At 46.6% G+C, this 19,521-nt stretch carries 17 protein-coding genes and 1 pseudogene; 1 reads left to right on the forward strand and 17 read right to left on the reverse strand.

Going from position 1 to position 19,521, the window contains the following annotated elements; all coding sequences use genetic code 11:
- Positions 1-120: 120 nt before the first annotated feature.
- The 9 genes and pseudogenes from H6A32_RS11035 to H6A32_RS11075 form a co-directional block, all read right to left on the reverse strand.
- Complete coding sequence (locus H6A32_RS11035) at positions 121-537, reverse strand: putative ABC transporter permease (protein ID WP_087168906.1); 417 nt, start codon at positions 535-537, stop codon at positions 121-123.
- A gap of 81 nt (positions 538-618) precedes the next feature.
- Positions 619-2,058 carry a tRNA (N6-isopentenyl adenosine(37)-C2)-methylthiotransferase MiaB gene (gene miaB, locus H6A32_RS11040; RefSeq protein ID WP_430749587.1) on the reverse strand — a complete coding sequence of 480 codons (1,440 nt, stop codon included), beginning with the start codon at positions 2,056-2,058 and terminating at the stop codon, positions 619-621.
- A 51-nt stretch (positions 2,059-2,109) separates the two neighbouring features.
- Positions 2,110-2,475, reverse strand: coding sequence for a hypothetical protein (locus tag H6A32_RS17035; protein WP_207753151.1), 366 nt, complete (start codon positions 2,473-2,475; stop codon positions 2,110-2,112).
- Positions 2,405-3,748: an MATE family efflux transporter gene (locus H6A32_RS11050; protein ID WP_204864351.1), complete on the reverse strand. Its 1,344-nt coding sequence runs from the start codon at positions 3,746-3,748 to the stop codon at positions 2,405-2,407. The genes H6A32_RS17035 and H6A32_RS11050 overlap by 71 nt, the downstream gene beginning before the upstream one ends.
- Positions 3,741-4,178 (reverse strand): MarR family winged helix-turn-helix transcriptional regulator, encoded by a 438-nt coding sequence (locus tag H6A32_RS11055; protein WP_118636036.1) that lies wholly within the window; start codon positions 4,176-4,178, stop codon positions 3,741-3,743. The genes H6A32_RS11050 and H6A32_RS11055 overlap by 8 nt, the downstream gene beginning before the upstream one ends.
- A gap of 148 nt (positions 4,179-4,326) precedes the next feature.
- Positions 4,327-6,222 (reverse strand): extracellular solute-binding protein, encoded by a 1,896-nt coding sequence (locus H6A32_RS11060; protein WP_204864352.1) that lies wholly within the window; start codon positions 6,220-6,222, stop codon positions 4,327-4,329.
- The gene (locus H6A32_RS11065) at positions 6,219-7,061 is read right to left on the reverse strand and encodes an ABC transporter permease (RefSeq protein WP_087168912.1); all 843 of its coding nucleotides are present in this window, start codon (positions 7,059-7,061) and stop codon (positions 6,219-6,221) included. Before H6A32_RS11065 ends, H6A32_RS11060 begins: the two co-directional genes overlap by 4 nt.
- Positions 7,062-7,652: 591 nt before the next feature.
- A pseudogene (locus H6A32_RS17040) lies at positions 7,653-8,639 on the reverse strand (ABC transporter ATP-binding protein); the annotation flags it as partial.
- A 14-nt stretch (positions 8,640-8,653) separates the two neighbouring features.
- On the reverse strand, positions 8,654-9,187 hold the full coding sequence (locus tag H6A32_RS11075) for a cupin domain-containing protein (RefSeq protein ID WP_204864353.1): 534 nt from the start codon (positions 9,185-9,187) through the stop codon (positions 8,654-8,656).
- 183 nt (positions 9,188-9,370) lie between these two features.
- Here H6A32_RS11075 and H6A32_RS11080 point away from each other — a divergent pair, with 183 nt between their 5' ends.
- Positions 9,371-10,834, forward strand: a complete 1,464-nt coding sequence (locus H6A32_RS11080) for an AAA family ATPase (RefSeq protein WP_204864354.1) — start codon at positions 9,371-9,373, stop codon at positions 10,832-10,834.
- A gap of 231 nt (positions 10,835-11,065) precedes the next feature.
- Here H6A32_RS11080 and H6A32_RS16710 read toward each other — a convergent pair whose 3' ends face one another.
- From H6A32_RS16710 to H6A32_RS11120, 8 genes are all read right to left on the reverse strand, one after another.
- Positions 11,066-11,197 (reverse strand): hypothetical protein, encoded by a 132-nt coding sequence (locus tag H6A32_RS16710; RefSeq protein ID WP_275532814.1) that lies wholly within the window; start codon positions 11,195-11,197, stop codon positions 11,066-11,068.
- 10 nt (positions 11,198-11,207) lie between these two features.
- The gene (locus H6A32_RS11090; protein ID WP_204864355.1) at positions 11,208-13,802 is read right to left on the reverse strand and encodes a transglutaminase domain-containing protein; all 2,595 of its coding nucleotides are present in this window, start codon (positions 13,800-13,802) and stop codon (positions 11,208-11,210) included.
- A gap of 6 nt (positions 13,803-13,808) precedes the next feature.
- On the reverse strand, positions 13,809-14,555 hold the full coding sequence (locus H6A32_RS11095; RefSeq protein ID WP_204864356.1) for a copper homeostasis protein CutC: 747 nt from the start codon (positions 14,553-14,555) through the stop codon (positions 13,809-13,811).
- Positions 14,556-14,683: 128 nt separating this feature from the next.
- Positions 14,684-15,142 (reverse strand): signal peptidase I, encoded by a 459-nt coding sequence (locus H6A32_RS11100; protein ID WP_204864357.1) that lies wholly within the window; start codon positions 15,140-15,142, stop codon positions 14,684-14,686.
- Positions 15,135-16,259 carry a hypothetical protein gene (locus H6A32_RS11105; protein WP_087168919.1) on the reverse strand — a complete coding sequence of 375 codons (1,125 nt, stop codon included), beginning with the start codon at positions 16,257-16,259 and terminating at the stop codon, positions 15,135-15,137. Before H6A32_RS11105 ends, H6A32_RS11100 begins: the two co-directional genes overlap by 8 nt.
- A complete protein-coding gene (locus tag H6A32_RS11110) occupies positions 16,256-18,253 on the reverse strand; it encodes an isopeptide-forming domain-containing fimbrial protein (RefSeq protein WP_204864358.1) in 1,998 nt (665 codons plus the stop codon). The genes H6A32_RS11105 and H6A32_RS11110 overlap by 4 nt, the downstream gene beginning before the upstream one ends.
- Positions 18,250-18,783, reverse strand: a complete 534-nt coding sequence (locus H6A32_RS11115; protein ID WP_204864359.1) for a hypothetical protein — start codon at positions 18,781-18,783, stop codon at positions 18,250-18,252. Before H6A32_RS11115 ends, H6A32_RS11110 begins: the two co-directional genes overlap by 4 nt.
- Before the next feature lie 18 nt (positions 18,784-18,801).
- Complete coding sequence (locus tag H6A32_RS11120; RefSeq protein ID WP_204864360.1) at positions 18,802-19,455, reverse strand: TasA family protein; 654 nt, start codon at positions 19,453-19,455, stop codon at positions 18,802-18,804.
- Positions 19,456-19,521: the final 66 nt, after the last annotated feature.

Here is a 19,521-nt window from a genome sequence, read left to right on the forward strand (position 1 = left end):
CATACTTTTCTCCTGTGTGTAAAATTTTTTTCTTTTATTTTACATTAAACAGAAGAAAAGCAGGAAATCTCTGGGATTTTTATTGCGAAAAGTTTTTATTCTTCAGTGCTGTCGTTTTTGTTACCAAATGGGGATTTTCGGCTTTTCTTCCCCGTAAAGCACATGCAGCAGATAGCCGCCCAGATAGATTCCGATTGTACATAGAAGACCAAACAGCGCCATAAAGGGCAGGCAGATCTGGCCAAATAGCTGAAACGGTACGTTGCTGTAGTCCCAGATGCCGAGATTCAGCCATTTGTTGACAATGATTCCTGTAATAAATTCGCAGGAAGTCACAAAGATCATGCACCGTAAAATCTGGATTCCCAGCGGATCCCTCCATCTTCCCGCCCGCCCCTGGGCCGTGCAGAATACAAGACACAGGCCGCCAAGTACGAACATGGTCCAGTGGGAAAATCCCCGGAAAACAATTTCAAATGTATAATAAAGGCAGCCTCCGACTGCCCACAGAAATAAGTATTCACTTAATTTTTTCATAAAAAACGCCCTCACTTTTGTACATTTCCATACATAGTGTGGGCGTTATTTCCGGCATTATACATCTGTCAGGCTGACGGATTATTTTTCCACTGCTTCTCCAATGTAATAAAATCCTTTACACTCCAGAAGCTTCACATCGATGAGTTTTCCGATCTGCTCTTTTGTTCCCGGAAAATGAACAAGCAGGTTGTTGCCAAGTCTTCCTGTCACAAGAGATGGATCGTGTTCGTTGACCTGCTCTACCAGTGCGGTCTGAATGGTTCCTTCATGCTTTGCACACTCTTCGGAAGCGATCGTCTGAACTTCTTTTAACAGGCGGTCAAAGCGGTCTTTCACCACATCCTCCGGCACCTGCCCTTCCATAACTGCTGCCGGTGTTCCGGTCCGTTTGGAATAGATAAAGGTAAACGCACTGTCGTAGCGTACCTTTCTCACCACATCCAGCGTCTCCTCAAAATCTTCTTCTGTCTCCTGCGGAAATCCTACAATAATGTCGGTTGTAAGGGAGATGTCCGGCACTGCTTCCCGGATTTTGTGTACAAGCTCCAGATACTGTTCCTTTGTATATCTGCGGTTCATCTTTTTTAAAATCTCCGTGCTTCCGGACTGTACCGGAAGATGCAGATGATGGCAGATCTTTTTGGAAGTCCGCATGACTTCAATGAGTTCATCGGACAGATCCTTCGGATGGGACGTCATAAAGCGGATTCGTTCCAGGCCGTCGATCTTTTCCACTTCCCGTAAAAGCTCCGCAAACGTCATCGGTTCCTCCAGCGTCTTTCCATAAGAATTGACATTCTGTCCCAGAAGCATGACTTCTTTCACGCCGTCCGCTGCCAGATTTTCGATTTCCCGGATGATATCCCGCGGATTCCGGCTCCGTTCCCGTCCTCTGACATACGGCACAATACAGTAGCTGCAGAAGTTATTGCAGCCAAACATGATATTGACTCCTGATTTAAACGAATATTTCCGCTCGCTCGGAAGATCCTCCACGATCCGGTCCGTATCCTTCCAGATATCAATGACCATCCGTTCGGATTCAAACCGGGTGGCAAGCACTTCCGCAAATTTATAAATATTGTGGGTTCCGAAAATCAGATCTACAAATCGGTAGCTCTTTTTCAGCTTTTCCACCACATGCGGCTCCTGCATCATACAGCCGCAGAGTCCGATCAGCATGTGTGGATTTTTCCTTTTTACACGATTCAGCTGGCCAAGTCTTCCATAGACTCTCTGATTCGCATTTTCTCTGACCGTACAGGTATTGTAGATAACGAAATCCGCCTTTTCCTCCTGATCAATCATCGTGTAACCGATCTTCTCAAGAATTCCGGTCAGCTTTTCGGAGTCTCTGGCATTCATCTGACAGCCAAATGTGATGACCGCCGCTGTCAGCGGACGTCCCAGCTCCTCTGAAATCTTCCTGACATAGTCTTTGCACTTTTCAATAAAGTAATACTGCCGTTCCGGTTCTGTTACCGGTATATGTTCAATTGCATTTTCATTTGTCTGCATCATATAGCGCTCTCTTTCCTCAATAGTATTATAAGGAAAAGACTAACGAAATTATCCATGAATGTCAAGTACAATATGCTCCGAGATCCGTTTCCCGTGATCGTAAAAAATCTCATCTTCCTCTGTGATTTCCCGGTGCACTTCCGCCGGATGGCCAAAGGCAATGACATTGGGCGGAATGTCTTTTGTCACGACAGAACCGGCTCCGATAATGGAATGATCTCCAATTGTCACACCCGGCAGAATCGTCACATTGGAAGCGATCCAGACATTTGCCCCTGGAATATAAGATGAGAAAAAAGAGCTGACTTCCTGATGGTGGATGAGAACCGGGAAACAGACGGCCTTAATGTGCCGCCTGTTTTTCCAGTAATTTCCGGATTTTCCTCCACAGGAAGAAGGACAAAATGACCGCAATATAGTCTGTCACGGACTGTCCAAGAATCACGCCGTTCAGCCCAAACAGCGCACGAATCAGATATAATAATGGAATCAGGAGAATTCCCTGTCGAAGCACTGAAAGAATCGTGGCCGGGAGCGCCCTTCCTACGGACTGCATACAGTTCATATTCACGAAAAGAAATCCGATCACGGGTCCGGAGAGCATATAGGCAACAAGCATATCCACACCGTAGGAAACGACCTCATTATCGCTGATAAAGAGACGGATGATCTGTTCCCGGAACAGGAAATACAATGCCGTTGCCGCAATTCCTGCCACAAGACAGCATTTCTTTGTGTAGGATTCCACACCGCGGAACCGCTTCATATTTCCGGCGCCATAATTGTAACCAAGCAGCGGCTGCACTCCATTTGCAATTCCCATCTGCAAAAAGGTGATAAACATATTGGCCTTGAATACAATTCCGATGGCCGCCACCGGGTCATTGCCATAGACCACCAGAAGCTGGTTGAGCACAATGGTGGAAACACTCATGAGAGCAGAGAAAATTGCCGTCGGGAGACCGGAACCGCAGACCTTCGTCAGGATTGACTCCCGGACGGTAAAGTCACTCCATTTCAGCGAAAGCACTTTGCTTTTCTTCAGGAAATACCAGAGATAATAACCACTTGCCAGGATATTTCCAATGGTCGTCGCGATTGCCGCGCCGGCTGTTCCCTGATTGAGTACGGAAATAAAGATCGGATCCAGAATAATATTAGCGACCGTTCCGATCATGCTTCCGATCATCGCCTCCTTACTGGATCCTTCCGCCCGGACAATAAAGCTGGCAGCCGCTGACCAGATGATGAACGGCGCGCCATAGGAAATGTGGAAGGTATACCCTTTTGCGAACTCATATGTCTCTGCATTGGCGCCAAACACTGCCAGAATCGGATCCATAAAGACGATCAGGATTACTGCAAACAGTATTCCGACAATCAGAGAGGCATAGGTGACAAAGGACGAAGTCTTCCTTGCCCGTTTCTCATTTTTCGCGCCGAGGGCCATGGAAAGGACTGCGCTTCCTCCCATCCCGAACATGTTGGCAAACGCCATCATCAGAATAAAAATCGGATTGGTCAGGCTAACAGCCGCCACCTGAAGCGGATCCCCGGTCTGTCCCACGAAAAAGGTATCCGCCATGTTGTAGACGACTGTCACAAGACTGCTGATGACACTGGGAACAGCCATCTTTGCCACGGCCTTTGAGATTTTCATCTGTCCCATCAGTTCATTCTCATTCATTTCTCTTCTCCTCCTCTTCCAGATTTTCCAGCATTTTAGCCGTAATCTTCATAAATACAGCCTGCTCTTCTCTGGAAATGCCACGCAGCAGAACTTCTTCCGACTGCTCGATTTCCGACCGGAGGGCACTTCGGATCGCCTTTGCTTTTTCCGTAAAGACAATTTTTTTCAGCCGTCCGTCCTCTTCGTCCGGTACACGGACAATCAGTTCTTCCTCCTCCAGATGCTTTAATACTTCTGTCGCTGTAGAAGGACGAAGGTCAAATTCCTTTTCAATCTCTTTCTGATACACGTTGTGTTTTTCACTTTCCACCAGAATATAATCCAGCACATTCCCTTTTGCTCCGGTAATACCCAGGGTCTCCTGCACCTTTCTGGAACGTCTCCGGAGCCGGTTGGAAATCCGGTTTATCATTTTTCCTGTTTCCATGCAGGTTCACACTCCTCTGTAATTGTTTCGGTTCCTAAGTATTTTAGTTCGTTTCCTAAGAAATGTCAATTTTTATTTTCTGCACACAAAAAAGAAGACCTGCTCCCGCTTTTCTGCAGAAGAAAGTCTTCCCTTTTTTTATTCTCTTTTAGCCTGCGTTACTTGCCGCAATCTTGACGCGGCTCCAGAGATCACTGATAATCTTTTTCGTATCCGCATTGTACTCAAACACTTCATCGTTTTCATTGCCCGTCCGCGGGATGTAGGCATTGATTCCTTCATAGTCTCCGCCTTCCCCGGAAAGGTCATCCATAACCTCCTGGTTGGCCGAGGTATATCCTACATAGCTGGAGTTATCATATGCGCCGTCATAATCGCTTGCATAATTGATAAATGCATGAGCAAGATCCGGATTCTTGGCGTTTTTCGGAATCACCATGGCATCAGACCAGAGGTTGGTTCCGGTCTCCGGCATGAAGTAGCCCATGTCTTCATTTTCGGCCATGACATAACTTGCGTCACCGGAATAGATCAGTCCGAGCGCTTTTCTTCCCTGAGCCATGTTGTCAATGATCTCATCTGTTACGATTTCCGTATCCATCGTTTCCACACATTGTACGAGCCATTCGTATGCTTCATTTAACTCTGCCTCGTTCTCGGTATTCATGGAATATCCAAGTGCTTTTAACGCCATCATAAAGGAATCTCGCTCGGAATCGTACAGATAAACATCTCCTCTGTACTTCTGATCGAGGAAAATATTGTATCCTTCTCTCTCCAGATCTTCGATGTCTACCTTCGTCTTGTCATACACGATTCCCACGGTACCCCAGAAGTACGGAACGGAATAGTCATTGTTCGGATCGTACGGAAGGCCAAGTACCGCATCGGACAGCTTGTCAAAGCAGTCCAGCTTTGATTTATCCAGCTTCTGCAGATAATCTTCCTCAATCAGACGCTGAATCATATAATCACTTGGGACGAGAATGTCGTAGGCTTCTCCGTTTGCCACCTTAATGTACATCTGCTCATTGGAATCGAAGTTTTCCATCACGACTGTAGCACCTGTCTCTTCTTCGAAATCACCGATAATATTTTCCCCGGTGTACTCACCCCAGTTGTAAATATGGAGTGTCTGTCCTTCGAAAGGACGATCCTTGCCTGTGATGCCTCCTCTTTGCAGCGCGGCAACGGCAACCACAAGAACACAGCATACCGCAACAGCCGGTACCCATCTTTTCCGTTTCACGGCACCGCCCTTTTTCACTCTCTTCTCCGCTATAACCGGAGCCAGATTGATCACAAGGAGCACGATGGTGATGATAACTACCACAAGGGTAGATACTGCATTGATACTCGGGTTGACACGCTTACTCATCGTGTATACCACGATACTTAAGTTCTTCACGCCGCTTCCTGTGACAAAGTAGGAAATAATAAAGTCATCCACCGACATGGTAAATGCAATCAGCGCACCGGAGACAATTCCCGGTGTAATCTGCGGCACAATGACTTTGGTCAGTGCCTTGAACGGTGTTGCCCCCAGATCCATGGCCGCATCCGCCAGGTTCGGATCCAGAGACCGGATCTTCGGCATGACAGAAAGCATGACATAAGGAATACAAAAGGCAATATGTGCCAGAAGCATGGTAACATACCCTTTTTCCACCTTGAAGGTGATGAACAGAAGCATGAAACCGATGGCTGTCACGATCTCCGGATTCATCATCGGAAGGTTGTTTACCTGTTCCATGATATTGCGGATTACCTTTCTGGAACTGGACAATCCGATTGCCGCCACCGTACCTACGACAGTTGCCACAATCGTCGCAAGAATCGCGATACTAAAGGTGGTATAGAGCGCGGTCATCATGTCCTGGGACTCCAGCATGTGCTGATACCAGCGAAGGGAAAATCCGGTAAAGCTGGTCAGCGATTTTCCGTCATTGAAGGAAAAGATGATCATATAGAGGATCGGCAGATAGAAAAATGCGATCATCAGAATCATCAAAGCCTTCCCTAAAGTACGTCTCTTCTTTTTCATGCTTTCGCCCCCTTTCCACCCTGATTTCTTGTTTCAATTTTACGCACGAGCATCATCAGGAGCATCATGATCACTGCCATAATCATGGAGATGGCACTTCCGAAGTTCCACTCTCCGACTGTAATAAACTGGTTTTCAATCATATTTCCGATGAGGAAATACTGTCCGCCTCCCAAAAGTTTCGGGATAAAGAAGGAACTGACTGCCGGAAGGAATACCAGCGTAATTCCGTTGATGACTCCCGGAAGGGAAAGCGGAAGCGTTACCCTCCGGAAAGTCTGCGCCGGACTTGCTCCAAGATCCGCGCTTGCCTCCAAAAGGGAATGATCCATCTTGCTTAAAGACGTCTGAATCTGCAGAATCATAAATGGAAGGAAATTGTACACCATACCAAGGAGCACTGATCCTTCTGTATACAAAAGCTCGACATCTCCCAGCCCGAAAATTCCAAGGATCCGCTGAATGATTCCGCCCTCGCTGAGAAGGCCGATCCATGCGTAGGTTCTTACCAGCATGTTGATCCACATCGGAATCGTAATGCAGAGAATCAGAATATTCTGCACCTTTTCACTGCTCCTGGCAATAAAGTACGCTGCCGGGTAACCGAGGATCAGACAGATAATCGTTGTTTTAATCGCAATTAACAAAGATCTCCACAAAATCAGAAGGAAATCCGGGTCTGTAAAGAACTTGATGTAATGATCCAGTGTCAGGGAGAAGGAAATAATACTATTTCCCGGCTCCATAACCGAATACATGGCAATCAGCGCCATAGGAAGTACCAGCATCAACGCAGCCCAGATAATATACGGGACTGCCAGCTTTGAAAATCGTTTCATTTAGAATACCTCCTTGGACATAACGTGGATATCCTCCGGGAAAAAGGTAAGCCCTACCTCCTGTCCCTCTTCGGTATAATCCGTTGTATGGATTTTGAATTCCCGGCCTGTCGTGGAGAAGGTGATCTGGTATACGCCCTCTTTGACATCCTCCGGCTCAAAATCGTAGTCAACGCTGAGATCTACGGATTCATCTTCATTACTGAGCTTCCAGCCCTGTGCTCCGGCCCAGGTCTTCAGATCTGTATCAAGAGCCTGTGACTCTGTGATCTCGTCCACTGTTTTAAAGAAGTTGAATGCCATGACACCCTCATTTGCCTTTTCATTCTTAACAAACGGCTGATCCACTACATAGATATTTCTCTCAATACTTGTTCCGTTGGATGTGGAGAAAGTAACCGGATATTTTCCTTCTTCTTTTTCCAGACTGTACTCTACCTTGGCGATAGAAATCAGTTCATCTGCCGCCGGATCCCACGCCTGGGCATTGGAAAGGGCGATGATCTCCTTGTCGTCCAGTTCTTCCACGTCATCGATATCCACGTAGAAATCATTGGCACTGATCATCTCTTTGCCGTCCTCACTCTTTACATCCTGATTCCGGATCACACGCATATTGACGGTGACGCTTGTTCCCGGAACTGTCTCCACCATGATCTCATAATGGACACCTTTGAACAGGACACTTAATACTTCTCCTGTCATCTTTCCGTCTTTGACATCCACAATATCAATATCCTCTGGACGGATGACCACATCTACCGGTTCGTTCTCTTTAAATCCAAAGTCCACGCAGTCAAAGGTAATGTCATCAAAACGCACCTTGTAATCTTCCACCATGGTTCCCGGAATAATATTACTCTCCCCGATAAAATTCGCTACAAAACGGTTTGCCGGTTCATTGTAGATGTCCTCCGGAGATCCTACCTGCTGGATTTCCCCGTTTTTCATGACCACGATTTTATCAGACATGGTCAGCGCTTCTTCCTGGTCATGGGTAACAAAGATGAAGGTAATTCCGACCTCCTGCTGAATCCGTTTCAGCTCGTACTGCATCTCCTTGCGGAGTTTCAAATCCAGCGCCGCCAGAGGCTCGTCCAGCAGAAGCACCTTCGGCTCATTTACCAGCGCTCTTGCGATGGCAACACGCTGCTGCTGCCCGCCAGAAAGAAGTGTCGTATTTTTATCTTCGTATCCCTCAAGTCCAATCAGCTTCAGCATCTTCATGACCTTCTGGTCGATGACGTCCTTACTCATCTTCTTGATTTTCAGTCCAAAAGCGATATTTTCATATACACTCAGATGCGGAAACAAGGCATATTTCTGAAAAACCGTATTTAACTCTCTCTCATAAGGAGGCTTTTTACTGATTTCCTCCCCGTCAAAGATCACAGAACCTTCGTCCGCATCCAGAAAGCCCCCAAGAATACGCAAAAGTGTTGTCTTACCACAGCCGCTTGGACCTAAAAGAGTGACAAATTCATTCTCATAAATATCCAGATTGATTCCTTTTAAGACAATCTGGCCGTCAAAATTTTTCACAATATTGCGAAACTCGATCAGTTTTTTCTCTTCCATCTCATTTCTCCTTCCTAGAACATCGGCGGCGTTGTGATCCAGAGGATCTTCGCATCGCCGGTACCGTGATTGTACAGATAATGACTCTTGGAACCGTCCATGTAGAACGTCTCATGAGCCTTTACCTTATACTTTTTTCCCCCTTGTACGATGGTCACGCTTCCTTTCAGCACATAACCGAACTCCTGGCCCTGATAAGCAGAGAGCACATGACTCTTTTTTCTCGGATGCAGTGTCAGAATGATCGGCTCCATCTCATTTTTCTGCGCGTTAGGGACAATCCACTCAATCGTATAATCTTCCTGCTCATCCACAAAGAAATCCTGTACAGGAAACACGATCTGTTTCTCTTCCTCTTCATGAAAGAAATCGGACAGATTACTTCCCAGCGCCTCCAGAATATCCTCAAGCGTCGCAATACTCGGCGTCGTCAGCCCACGCTCCACCTGTGAGAGAAATCCCTTTGTCAGCTCGCTGCGGGACGCAAGATCTCCAAGCGTCAGATCATTCTGGAGCCTCAGTTCTTTCAGTTTCTTTCCAATGTCCACTTACCGCACCTCCGGTTTTCTAATACTATACTTTTTGTTCAAAATATGCGAACCGAATCTAATTATACATCCTCGCTGACAAAATGCAACAGGTTTTGATGATTTTTTCACATTTCCTTTGTTTGCACCATTTTCTACTAAGTAGTAAAATAAACTCATATCAAAAATTAGGAGGGATATTTCATGAGCTGGATCCCGCTGCCTGTCGGCATTGAAAATTATGCAGAACTCATTGAAAAAGGATATTACTATATAGATAAGACATTACTGATCAAAGATCTGATCGATCTGAAAGGGAAAGTCAATCTGTTCACACGCCCGCGCCGTTTTGGTAAAACTTTAAATCTCAGCATGCTGCGGTATTTTTTTGAAAAGTCTGATGTGAATCCAGCCCCTCTTTTTGAAGGTACTAAAATTTGGGATGCCGGACATCCTTATACAGACCAGATGGGACAGTATCCGGTTATCACACTTTCTTTGAAATCATTAAAACAGACTGATTTTAAATCAGCTTTTTACTGTCTGCGCGAAGAAATTGCAAGGGAATTTGACCGTCACGCTTCGCTTGTCTCTTCTCTGGAGTCCAGAGACAAGCAGGAAAAATACAATCGATTTGTGAAGCAAAAAGCGGCGCCAGAGGAATACCTGACATCGCTAAGATTTCTGTCTGACTGTCTCTATGCCTCCTCTCAGACCCGCTGCATTATCCTGATTGATGAATGCGATGTTCCTCTGGAGAATGCATTTTTTCACGGATTTTATCCGGAAATGCTCTCGTTGATCCGGTCTGTCTTTGAATCTGCACTCAAAACGAACGACACTCTGGAATTCGCTGTCGTCACCGGCTGCTTAAGGATCAGTAAAGAATCTATCTTTACCGGCTTAAACAATTTGTCAATGATTTCCATCATGGATCAGTCCTATGCGGAACACTTTGGATTTACTCAAGAAGAGGTGGACCAGATGCTTCGGGATTATCAGCTGGAAGACCGCCGGGAAGATATCCGGAAGTGGTACGATGGCTACTGCTTCGGGAACACAATCGAATCCTTGATTGCAGGAGGTACAATTATCAAACCAGTCCATGAAGACATCACCTATGCCGACATCGACACCTCACAGGATTATTTGTGGAATTTTCTCTTTTTTACAGGTTATCTCAAGAAAAGAAAACAGTATCAGGAAAACGGCGAAATCTATATGGAGCTTGCAATTCCAAACATGGAAGTCCGGCATATCTATAAGCATACTGTCCTGCTCTGGTTTGAAGAAAAAATAAAAATGAAAGATTTATCTGAACTGTACCGCAGTATTTTGGACGGTGACCGTAAAAAGCTCTCCGAGTTCCTTACTGAAATGCTCATGGAGACAATTAGTTTTTATGATTATCAGGAAAATTATTATCACGGTTTTCTTGCCGGTCTTTTAAAGCATTTTGGCGATTATATCGTCGTATCGAACCGGGAATCCGGCAGTGGCAGACCGGATCTGATTCTGAAATATCCAAGTGTCCGGGGAAAGGCTGTTATCTTTGAAATCAAGACAGCCGACAGCTATCAGGATCTGGAATGTAAATGTGATGAGGCCCTACAGCAGATTGAAGAAAGGCATTATGCAGACTCCCTGATAATTCCCCTCTCCATGTAATCCAACACAAAAAAGTAAATATATACCCCTTTAGATAAAATACCAACTCTATGAAAAGAAAAACTCCCCAGACAGACTGGGGAGCCTTCAGAAGCTATACCTTTCGGTCATACGGCTTCGTTGAAACATTTATAAAATACCCACTGTATTCTGAAAACAGATGTGGGACTTAATCATAGTTTCTTCTTCATTTTTATTATATACTGTACCATACTATCTTTCTCCAAAAAATCATAGACATGCATAAAATCCGGTATCACTCTGCCTTCGTCTGTTTGTATGAAACTTTGAAATTCTATGGTAGTTTAATTTATCTTTTCCCCATCCGGCAATATTGTAATATTCCTGTGCTTCCTGATTCATTATCTCTCCTCTACCTGTTATAGCATGTCTCCTCTTCCAAAATCCGCAACAGCAGATCTCCTAGACCAACCTGATAGCCGCTTGTTCCATAAATCACATTGAGTCTGCCTTTTGTCACGGCGATAATTGGAAGTTTTTCATGATCCACATACAGTCTTCTTCCCACTGCCGGAACATGATCCTCAAAGTCATCTTCATACACCCGGATCTGCGGGAACGTCTCCATTACTTTGGCAAATAAAGGATGTTCCCATGCCTGTTTTGACCGGACGAACAGAAGGATCCGGGAAGCCCATGGAGTAAACCGTTCCTGTTCTTCCAGCATTTCATTGAAAATATGTTCCGTCGGCTCCTCTCCTTCCCCTGCCCAGATCAGCACATGACTTCCCTCTTCTGTCAGAATTCCGGAGGAAATTTCCTGTCCATTCAGATCCCTCACCGGAAATTCCGGAAGCGAGAGGGACTCCAGCATTTCGGAAAGTTTTTCTTCCCGGAGCTGCAGTGCAATCTCTTTTCTGCAGCCGGAAGAAAGCAGTATCTGACACTCCCGGGCGTGAACCGTTCCGTTTGGCAGACGGACAGATGTCAGAATCCGGTAGATTCCATTCTCCAGATGGATTTCTCTCTTTCCATTATCCCATCCCGTGTCTGTAAGCCAGAGAGGATCTCCCTGCTCTTCCGTTAATTTTGTAATGCTCCAGTTCAAACCATACCGCCACATTTTTGGATTTTCCGCGTGTAGTATGAGAACTGCTGATTTTGTCCGGTCCGGATCAGCTGACAAAAATCTTCCGTCTTTCCAGTACTGAACTGTTCCGTCCTCCGGACAAAGCCTTGCCGGGATTCCAAAACTCCTTGCCATGGCAACAAAAAGAATCCGTTTCGAGCGACCACTGCCGCACCTCATCCGGTAACAGGCTGTTGGTGTCGTGAGTACGGTACTTCGCTCCTGTTCCAGACATTCCCGGACTTCCTTCTGAATCTTTTCCCAAAGTCTGCCGGGATCTTTTCGATACCTCTCCTGTTCTTCGGTGCTGATTTCCCTCTGAAACCATCCACGGTATTCCGTCAGTACTTCATCATCCACTCTCGGATTCAAAAGCGCTGTCACAAAAATATCCTCCGGTACTGTATTCCAATATGGAAGAACTCCTTCCAGATGATCCAGAAGGACGGTGCACCGGATATCTGTCTGATCTTTTGCAGTCAATGTCTCGAGTAACTGCTCTCCCAGCTTCCGCTCCTGCGAAGTTTTTGTTTCCAGACGGCTCAGAAATGCTTCCCGCTCCGGATTGACCCATTCTTTTCGCTTGTTCTCCTGTTTGTTTCTCAGTAAAGCAAGGCGCTCTTTTCCTTTTTTCTTCTGCTCCGGACTCGGCCTTTTGCTTAACGGCGCACGGTCGTGTGGCGGGATCAGGTCCAGATCTCTCCATCCTTCTGTTTCCGGACAGCAATCCAGCCGTTTTGCAAGTGTCAATGTACAGCTTCTGCTCTCTCGTGTATCCAGAATTTCGTCCGCATACCGTCCCTGTCCTGCTGCGAACAAATGAAGGCTTCCCGCCCCTGTGCTGAGAGAAACTTTGCCATGCTCATCCGTCCGGCACTGTGCGATTGGGCGAAATGCGGCATAATTAAACACTTCAAACCACACAGAAATTCCTGCGGCCGGACGTCCTTTCTCATCTACTACTGTCACTTCTATCTTCTTCACATCATCGGCATATCTGGAAAGCACGTTTTCCATCACGACCATTCCGTCTTTTCCAATCACTTCTTCCATTTCGCTTTTCCGGTCCGCATCCTCCTGTCCTGCAGATTCGATTCTGCCATCGAAACGTCTGGAATGAACCAGCATCGCCCGGGAAGCCGCATATTCAAACCAGCCCAGATCCAGAAGCGGTTCCGGCTCACAGGCTCCCAGAAAATGCCACGTTCCATCAATCCACACTTCTACCCAGGCATGATTGTCATCGCAATGGGACCAGTACGGCGCATACACCTGTCTGGCAGGAATCCCCGCACTTCTAAGGGCATTGACGCTAAAGACAGATTCTTCCCCGCATCGTCCATATCCTCTTTGCCAGACAGAAAGAGCCGAAAGAGTCCGGTCATCTCCCGCTTCATAGGAGACTTCCCCCGCACACCAGTAATTCACTTCCAACGCTGTCTTTTCTGCATCTTTACCTTCTATCTGATCTTTCAGTTCCTGATAGAACAGACTCCTGCACGGACGGATTTCTTCCTCATTAACCCGGTGGTAAAGAACATACTGCAAAAACAATTCTTCCGGAAGTTCCCGTACATACGTATTATGTTTATACAGCCACACTCCATGGCGTGCAAAGTCCAGAAACGTTTCCACCGGATAATTCCCTATATCACTGTACGGCATGGATGCGTAAAGATAGTGCATCGCAGCCGCTTCTGCTTCAGGAAGAGACCGTATATACTGATCCACCGGTTCCATAAAATCCCCCAGATCCTCTTTGACCTTACGGTATGCTTCCTCGATTTTCTTTCGGCTCTGTTCTGAAAACATCTGCTTTCTCTCCTTTGTCTCCTGCTCGATTTTTATCTGCTTTTCTCTTTCTCCTGTTTTAGACACTCTTTCCTACAGCCGCTTTAGAATATCTATAGCCTGACGTACCTTTTCTTCGGATGTCTGGAACAGCTTATATTCACTGATATCCGCAATCCCCATATGAACGTCCGGATTCCGGTATTCCATCCGGCTCTCAATTCCGGTTTTCGCCGACATATGCCATGTCCGGATTCCGGTCTGATAGAAAAGTGCTTCCAGGTTCTCCGGTGTCACTCCTCCGCCTGCCTGAATCTGGATCTCACCCCGACTCTCTTTTTGAAGTTCCCGTAAAAGATCTGCTCCTTCCATGCAGCTGTCCTTTTGTCCGGACGTCAGAATCGTCTGGATTCCAAGATCTTTTGCCGTCTGAAGTGATTTCAACGGATCCCGGCAGACATCAAAAGCCCGATGAAGTGTCACCGACATGTCTCCCCGCTCTTCCAGAAGTCTTTCCATCCTTTCCCGGTCAATGCTTCCGTCCGGGCTCAGCACACCGATGACAACTCCATCCGCTCCCAGTTCCCGGAACATTTTGATTTCCTCTTTTATTTGCTCCATCTCATAGTCCGAGTAACAAAAGTCACCGAATCTTGGTCGGATCAGCACATGAACCGGGATCTCCACTGCGTGTCGTACTATCTCAAAGAGTTTCGGGCCCGGCGTTGTCCCTCCGATAATCAGATTCTGGCAAAGTTCCAGCCTTGTGGCCCCGCCTTTTTCGGCCGCTATCGCAGACTCTGCCGAGTCTACACAGATTTCCAGTATGTAGTCCTGCATATTCTTCCCTCTTTCTCATGACCATCAGGCACATCATTCTATTTTTGTTTCAATCATTTCATTTTACACTTTTCGGTTATTATACCGCAGTTTGAAGGAGAACAACAGCAGGAACCGAAAATCTGCCGTCAAAATTTCTGGTGAACTATTGTTATCATGCGGATTCCGCTGTAAAAAAGCAGGATTCCAAGTGTTTTCCACGAAGTGATCTTTTCATACCAGACCGCTCCTTTAGGGAGACAGAATAAAAGTGTTCCGACTACGTTTGCGGGATCTGCCGTGCTGAAATCCTCGTGTTCATTGGCATCTCCCTTTGTAACGAGCCCTTCGGATGTCTTTTCAATCAGGCGGTGCAGCACCAGCTGATCATTCTCCGTCCGAAAGGCAATCACATCACCAGGCACGACAGCATTCTCCTTACATTGTCGGATATAGGCCATATCCCCTTCCAGAATCTCAGGTGCCATGGAGCCGGATAATACCCGGACAGGCAGGATTCCAAATGTGGTCGGGCAGGCGAACAGAAGAACATAGCATGCCGAACACAGAATCAGAATGGTATCCAGCCTTCGGAACCACTTATTCATCAGCTCTCCTCTTTCTGATCAGGAGGAGAACCAGACAGGCTGATCCCATCAGCAGCAACAGTAGAAACAAATGGCTTTCTTCTCCGGTTTTCACGGTTTCCCGCCGCTCCTCCTGCAGGAAGTCTGCCTCCTGTGTCTCGGAAACTGCCCGGAATGTCCATGTCATCTGACCATTCAGAAGCCGATAGAGATTATCCATCTCTTCCGGGAAATGAAGCGTGAACATCAGACTGTCTTTCTCCTCCGGTGAATAACGCCCAAGCAGGGCAAACTGATCTGTCTGGTATTCCTGAATGGTTCCCTGATACAAAATTGCACCGCTGCTCTTTTCGATTTTGAGTTCCACCGGATTTAACAGGGTTTGCTCCTCCGAATCCAGTTTCCAGTATACCGCTTCTGTCTGCTCACACCCGTTTTCAATCTGAATTTCTCCCTGAACCGTATCTCCGGGAACGACCGTTCCCAGTTCCGAAAAGAAGCTGTCCGGTACGGTGATAATCCGGTCCCCTTCCACTACAACACGACAGAGCCCTTTTTGAGGTACCGCTACACGAAGCTGATTTTCTTTTTCCTCTTCCGAAACTTTCTGGACTCTCGTATCTCCCCATGGATTTTCCGATTCAAAATCCGGTGTGAAATTTCGGCTTTGAATCGCATCGGCTGTCACATAAATACGGATTTCATCCTCCTCTTCCTGCTCCCATGTTTCCGGAAGCATAAACGCAGTAAACAGCTCCTCCTTTTCACCGTGTTCTAAAATTTTCGTATCATAAAAATACTCTCCCTTTTGCACACAGTCATCCGGCAGGCCCCGAAAAGAAGCGGAAGGTATTTCCCGCTTACTTTCTGCTTCCGCCCTTATACGGTAACGGATAAAACAGTCTTCCCCCAGGTTCTCAATCTCTGTAATCATGGGAATCTCCTGCCCCGGCAGAATGTCTTCGACATCTTCCCATTCCTGCTTTTTTTCAGCGTCACCGTACCGGTTCATCCGGATGCTGACCCCGCCGGACTGGATATCCGTTGTCACAGAAGCCTCTTGTTCCGCTGCCGCCGCATGAATACCGCCAAGCATCCAGATGGCAGCCATCACTGCAAGTTGCCTTCTTTTTTTCACCTTCCCACCTGCTTTCCAAATACATTGATCTCAAGATCATTGTGGCTGAAATCTCCATAATTCACCAGTTCGTTGCAGAATGTTGCCTTTGCCGTATCGTGATCCTTTGTGTCCAGCCTGACTGTACTGCCCTCGATGCTTCCATTTTCCACCTCTTTGATTCCTGTCATCCGGTATCTGGAAACCGGAATTTCCCGGACCGTCCAGATCCCGGCAGGGATCTGCATGATAAAGGACTTCCTGTAAACACCGTCTTCTTTAAACTGTTCCGGAATTTCCAGCGCCTCATAATACGTCCGGCTGATTCCGTTATAATCTGTTCCCGTGATCTGGAATAAAAAGACAGGAGTTCCAAATTCGTCCCATTTTCCTTTTACTTCTTTTGTGATTGTAAGAATGGGATTTTTTTCGTATACGACCCGGATATGATGATCTGCATTGACTTTTGTAAAAGAATAACCCGAAATGTGCTGATTTTTATCGGTTTCTCTCTGATCGACGGTAACCGACTTCAGATAGTATCCCGGAAGAGGAGAATAGGTGACCTGCATCGTTCCTCCCGCGGGAACTTTCAGATTGGAGGCGGTAATCGAACCATTCTTCGCTTCCGTTGTGATTTGATAATAGAAGGATGTCTTGACCTGCTCTGTTTCTTTCGGTGTTTTCTGATCTACGCTCAGCCCGGCTTTATTGGATACCACATTGGATTTTCCGAAGATGTACTCCGGCCGCTTATGAACCTGAATGCGTATTTCAAAACTTCGACCATAGATCCATGCGGAGGACGTATCTCTTGCAGATACTTTCACCTGATCCGATGTCCCTTTTGTTATCTGGATATGAAATTTTGTGCTGACATCCTGCTGATTGTCCGCATCATATACAACGACTTTCTCCACCATCAAAGCCTCCGGCATCGGATCTGTCAGAACCAGACTCTGATAGTAGTCAGCCGGCTGACATTCCGGCACTTTAAAATTAATCCGGTATGTAAACGAGTCCTCTCCATGGACTTCTGTCCGGTCTACGCTCTTTACCGGAACCGGCGGAGTAAACGGACCATATCCTCTTGCGGAACCTGCAATCCATCCAAGTATTGCTCCCGCATTCGTTGATTCTTCTACACTTGATTCTCCGACCAGATGATCCCGAAAGCGTTCGTAATCTTTCTTTACTTTTTCCGACACATACCTGCTATAGGTAAAGCTGTCCGGAAATGCGACACCGCCGCCAACACGAAGGGTAAATGCAGAAGCATTTTTGTACTGTACCTGTACACTGTCTTTTTCGTATTCATTGGAAGCAATATTGTCCGCATAAAAATAGTAAAATCCATCCCGGTCGATATAATATACCCGGCTGTCTTCCGGAACCGCAAGTCCGGATATGGCATCACTTTTTTTCACGCCGAAGATCTGTCCGAAATCCAGATCATCCGCCCGGTAAGTCATATTGACGGCAAGGGGACGTCCCTGATCATCCAGAATCTCCATTTTTGCCTCATACCAGATATCGCTGAAGATCAGGCCGTAAAAATCTGTCGTAAGAGAAAGTGAGACCCCGAGAACCGGATAATACCGTTCCCCTGACTCTGTCCGGTAAGACGGCCAGTCCGTAAAGGTGATCCTGAGATTCGTATTTTTCCCTTTGTAACTTCCCATATTCGTCAGATAGCAGGAAATCTTTCCCTTCTGGGCATCGCTGGTCACCATCTGTCCCCACCGTTCAATTCCGTTTCCTGTCTGATGAATCAGCTGCGGATCGGCGATTCCACTCGTATCTTTCCAGGTACAGGTTGTATGTTCAGTCCTTTTCAGTCGGAAGGAAAAGCTGGAATCTTCCTCCTCCCCGTACTGTTTCACTGTAATCGGTGAACCGGCCTGTTCTGCCGCCTCCAGCGCACTGACATGACCTGCACTCCTTACATTGACTGTTCCTGTACAGGCCAGCAACAATGCCAGAACCAGCCCCTTTTTCCATCTGCTCTTTTTCATACACCACTCTCCTGTTCTCCCCGGATGGAAGCAAATGCTTCCTGGGGCGTCTGAAATCCCTGCGCCTGTACTGTCTCCTCATAAATCAGAATCCGAAATGTCTCTTCAGTCTTTCCGGTTGTTACGCTGGTAAAGAGCGGTTCTGTCTTTTTCTTTCCTTCCAGAACTGTCCGGTAGTAATAATAGCCGTCCGCCTGTTTTTCCGTCCAGTGTTTCGTGTCAAACGCAATGGACAGCGGGATCTCCGACTGATCTTTCTCTACAAAAACCCGGACGTAACATGGCGTGTCGGTCTGATTTCTGACAGAAACGGTTTTGTTGTAAGTTGTATCCGGGGTGACCGTATCCGGCGGATCGAATTTCTCTTCAATCGTAGATGTATTATCACCGACCTGAAGTACATTGTTCTTTTCATTGCGGTCCGCGAAATAAGCTGACACTTCCGGCATATGAATCAACTGTACCACTATTCCGGTCAGCACCAAAACCGCCAGAGCCCGGTCACAGGGAGTTCGTTTTCTTTTTCTCATTGTAATCTCCCCTTCTGTTTACTGGTTCTGTTTCATGTAAATCTGGAATACGTCTGAAGGTACTTTGGACTCTCCAATGTGTTCCGTCTGAATTGCGTAGCTTTTCACCGGAATATTCAGTGTTTCTTCGTCAATCTGCCCCTCAATGGCATTGACCAGAGTAACACTGTCAAAAAGTGGAGTCGTCGTCTCTCCTTTCTTCAGAACCGTACACTGGGTTTTTGTTCCATAGGCGTAAACATAGCTTCTTGCCGTCACCTTCCCCGATGTGGTAATATCGGAGCTCCGGACTTGTACCCATCCGTCATTTACTTTATAAGTAAAGAGCTCTGTATCTGCTGTCGGCAGCTTTTTCCCGTCTGGACCTACCGTAATAATCTTTTTCACCGGAACCTGAATTTCCAGAAATGCGTACGCATCATTCGCTCCGGTATTGGTGATCCTCGGATCCTTTTTGATCGTCTGGTTCGGTGTAATATCTGTTTTTTCGTCCGATGGAACATCTTCCCACTCCGGCTCCTCCAGATCTGTTTTTACACTTCCTACAGTCAATGTATTGGTTTTCTCCTGAGTATCCGTAAAATACGCGGAAATCCCGCCAATCGCAGCAGTTGCTGCAGCCACTGCCAATGCAATGACCGTGATGTGTTTCCATATTCTTTTTTTTCTCATAGTATTTCCTCCATGTCATATCTACTGGCTGCACAAAATATGATCAGACAATCAACGGCCTCACCC

The sequence above is a fragment of the Drancourtella massiliensis genome (genome assembly GCF_016900655.1).
In the GTDB taxonomy this organism is placed as follows: domain Bacteria; phylum Bacillota; class Clostridia; order Lachnospirales; family Lachnospiraceae; genus Sellimonas; species Sellimonas catena.

What these genes read in the sequence shown, in the direction of transcription:
- H6A32_RS11035 (WP_087168906.1), bottom strand. Translation starts at nt 537, where the DNA reads ATGAAAAAATTAAGTGAATACTTATTTCTGTGGGCAGTCGGAGGCTGC.
- miaB (WP_430749587.1), bottom strand. Translation starts at nt 2,058, where the DNA reads ATGCAGACAAATGAAAATGCAATTGAACATATACCGGTAACAGAACCG.
- H6A32_RS11050 (WP_204864351.1), bottom strand. Translation starts at nt 3,748, where the DNA reads ATGAATGAGAATGAACTGATGGGACAGATGAAAATCTCAAAGGCCGTG.
- H6A32_RS11055 (WP_118636036.1), bottom strand. Translation starts at nt 4,178, where the DNA reads ATGGAAACAGGAAAAATGATAAACCGGATTTCCAACCGGCTCCGGAGA.
- H6A32_RS11060 (WP_204864352.1), bottom strand. Translation starts at nt 6,222, where the DNA reads ATGAAAAAGAAGAGACGTACTTTAGGGAAGGCTTTGATGATTCTGATG.
- H6A32_RS11065 (WP_087168912.1), bottom strand. Translation starts at nt 7,061, where the DNA reads ATGAAACGATTTTCAAAGCTGGCAGTCCCGTATATTATCTGGGCTGCG.
- H6A32_RS11080 (WP_204864354.1), top strand. Translation starts at nt 9,371, where the DNA reads ATGAGCTGGATCCCGCTGCCTGTCGGCATTGAAAATTATGCAGAACTC.
- H6A32_RS16710 (WP_275532814.1), bottom strand. Translation starts at nt 11,197, where the DNA reads ATGAATCAGGAAGCACAGGAATATTACAATATTGCCGGATGGGGAAAA.
- H6A32_RS11095 (WP_204864356.1), bottom strand. Translation starts at nt 14,555, where the DNA reads ATGCAGGACTACATACTGGAAATCTGTGTAGACTCGGCAGAGTCTGCG.
- H6A32_RS11100 (WP_204864357.1), bottom strand. Translation starts at nt 15,142, where the DNA reads ATGAATAAGTGGTTCCGAAGGCTGGATACCATTCTGATTCTGTGTTCG.
- H6A32_RS11110 (WP_204864358.1), bottom strand. Translation starts at nt 18,253, where the DNA reads ATGAAAAAGAGCAGATGGAAAAAGGGGCTGGTTCTGGCATTGTTGCTG.
- H6A32_RS11115 (WP_204864359.1), bottom strand. Translation starts at nt 18,783, where the DNA reads ATGAGAAAAAGAAAACGAACTCCCTGTGACCGGGCTCTGGCGGTTTTG.
- H6A32_RS11120 (WP_204864360.1), bottom strand. Translation starts at nt 19,455, where the DNA reads ATGAGAAAAAAAAGAATATGGAAACACATCACGGTCATTGCATTGGCA.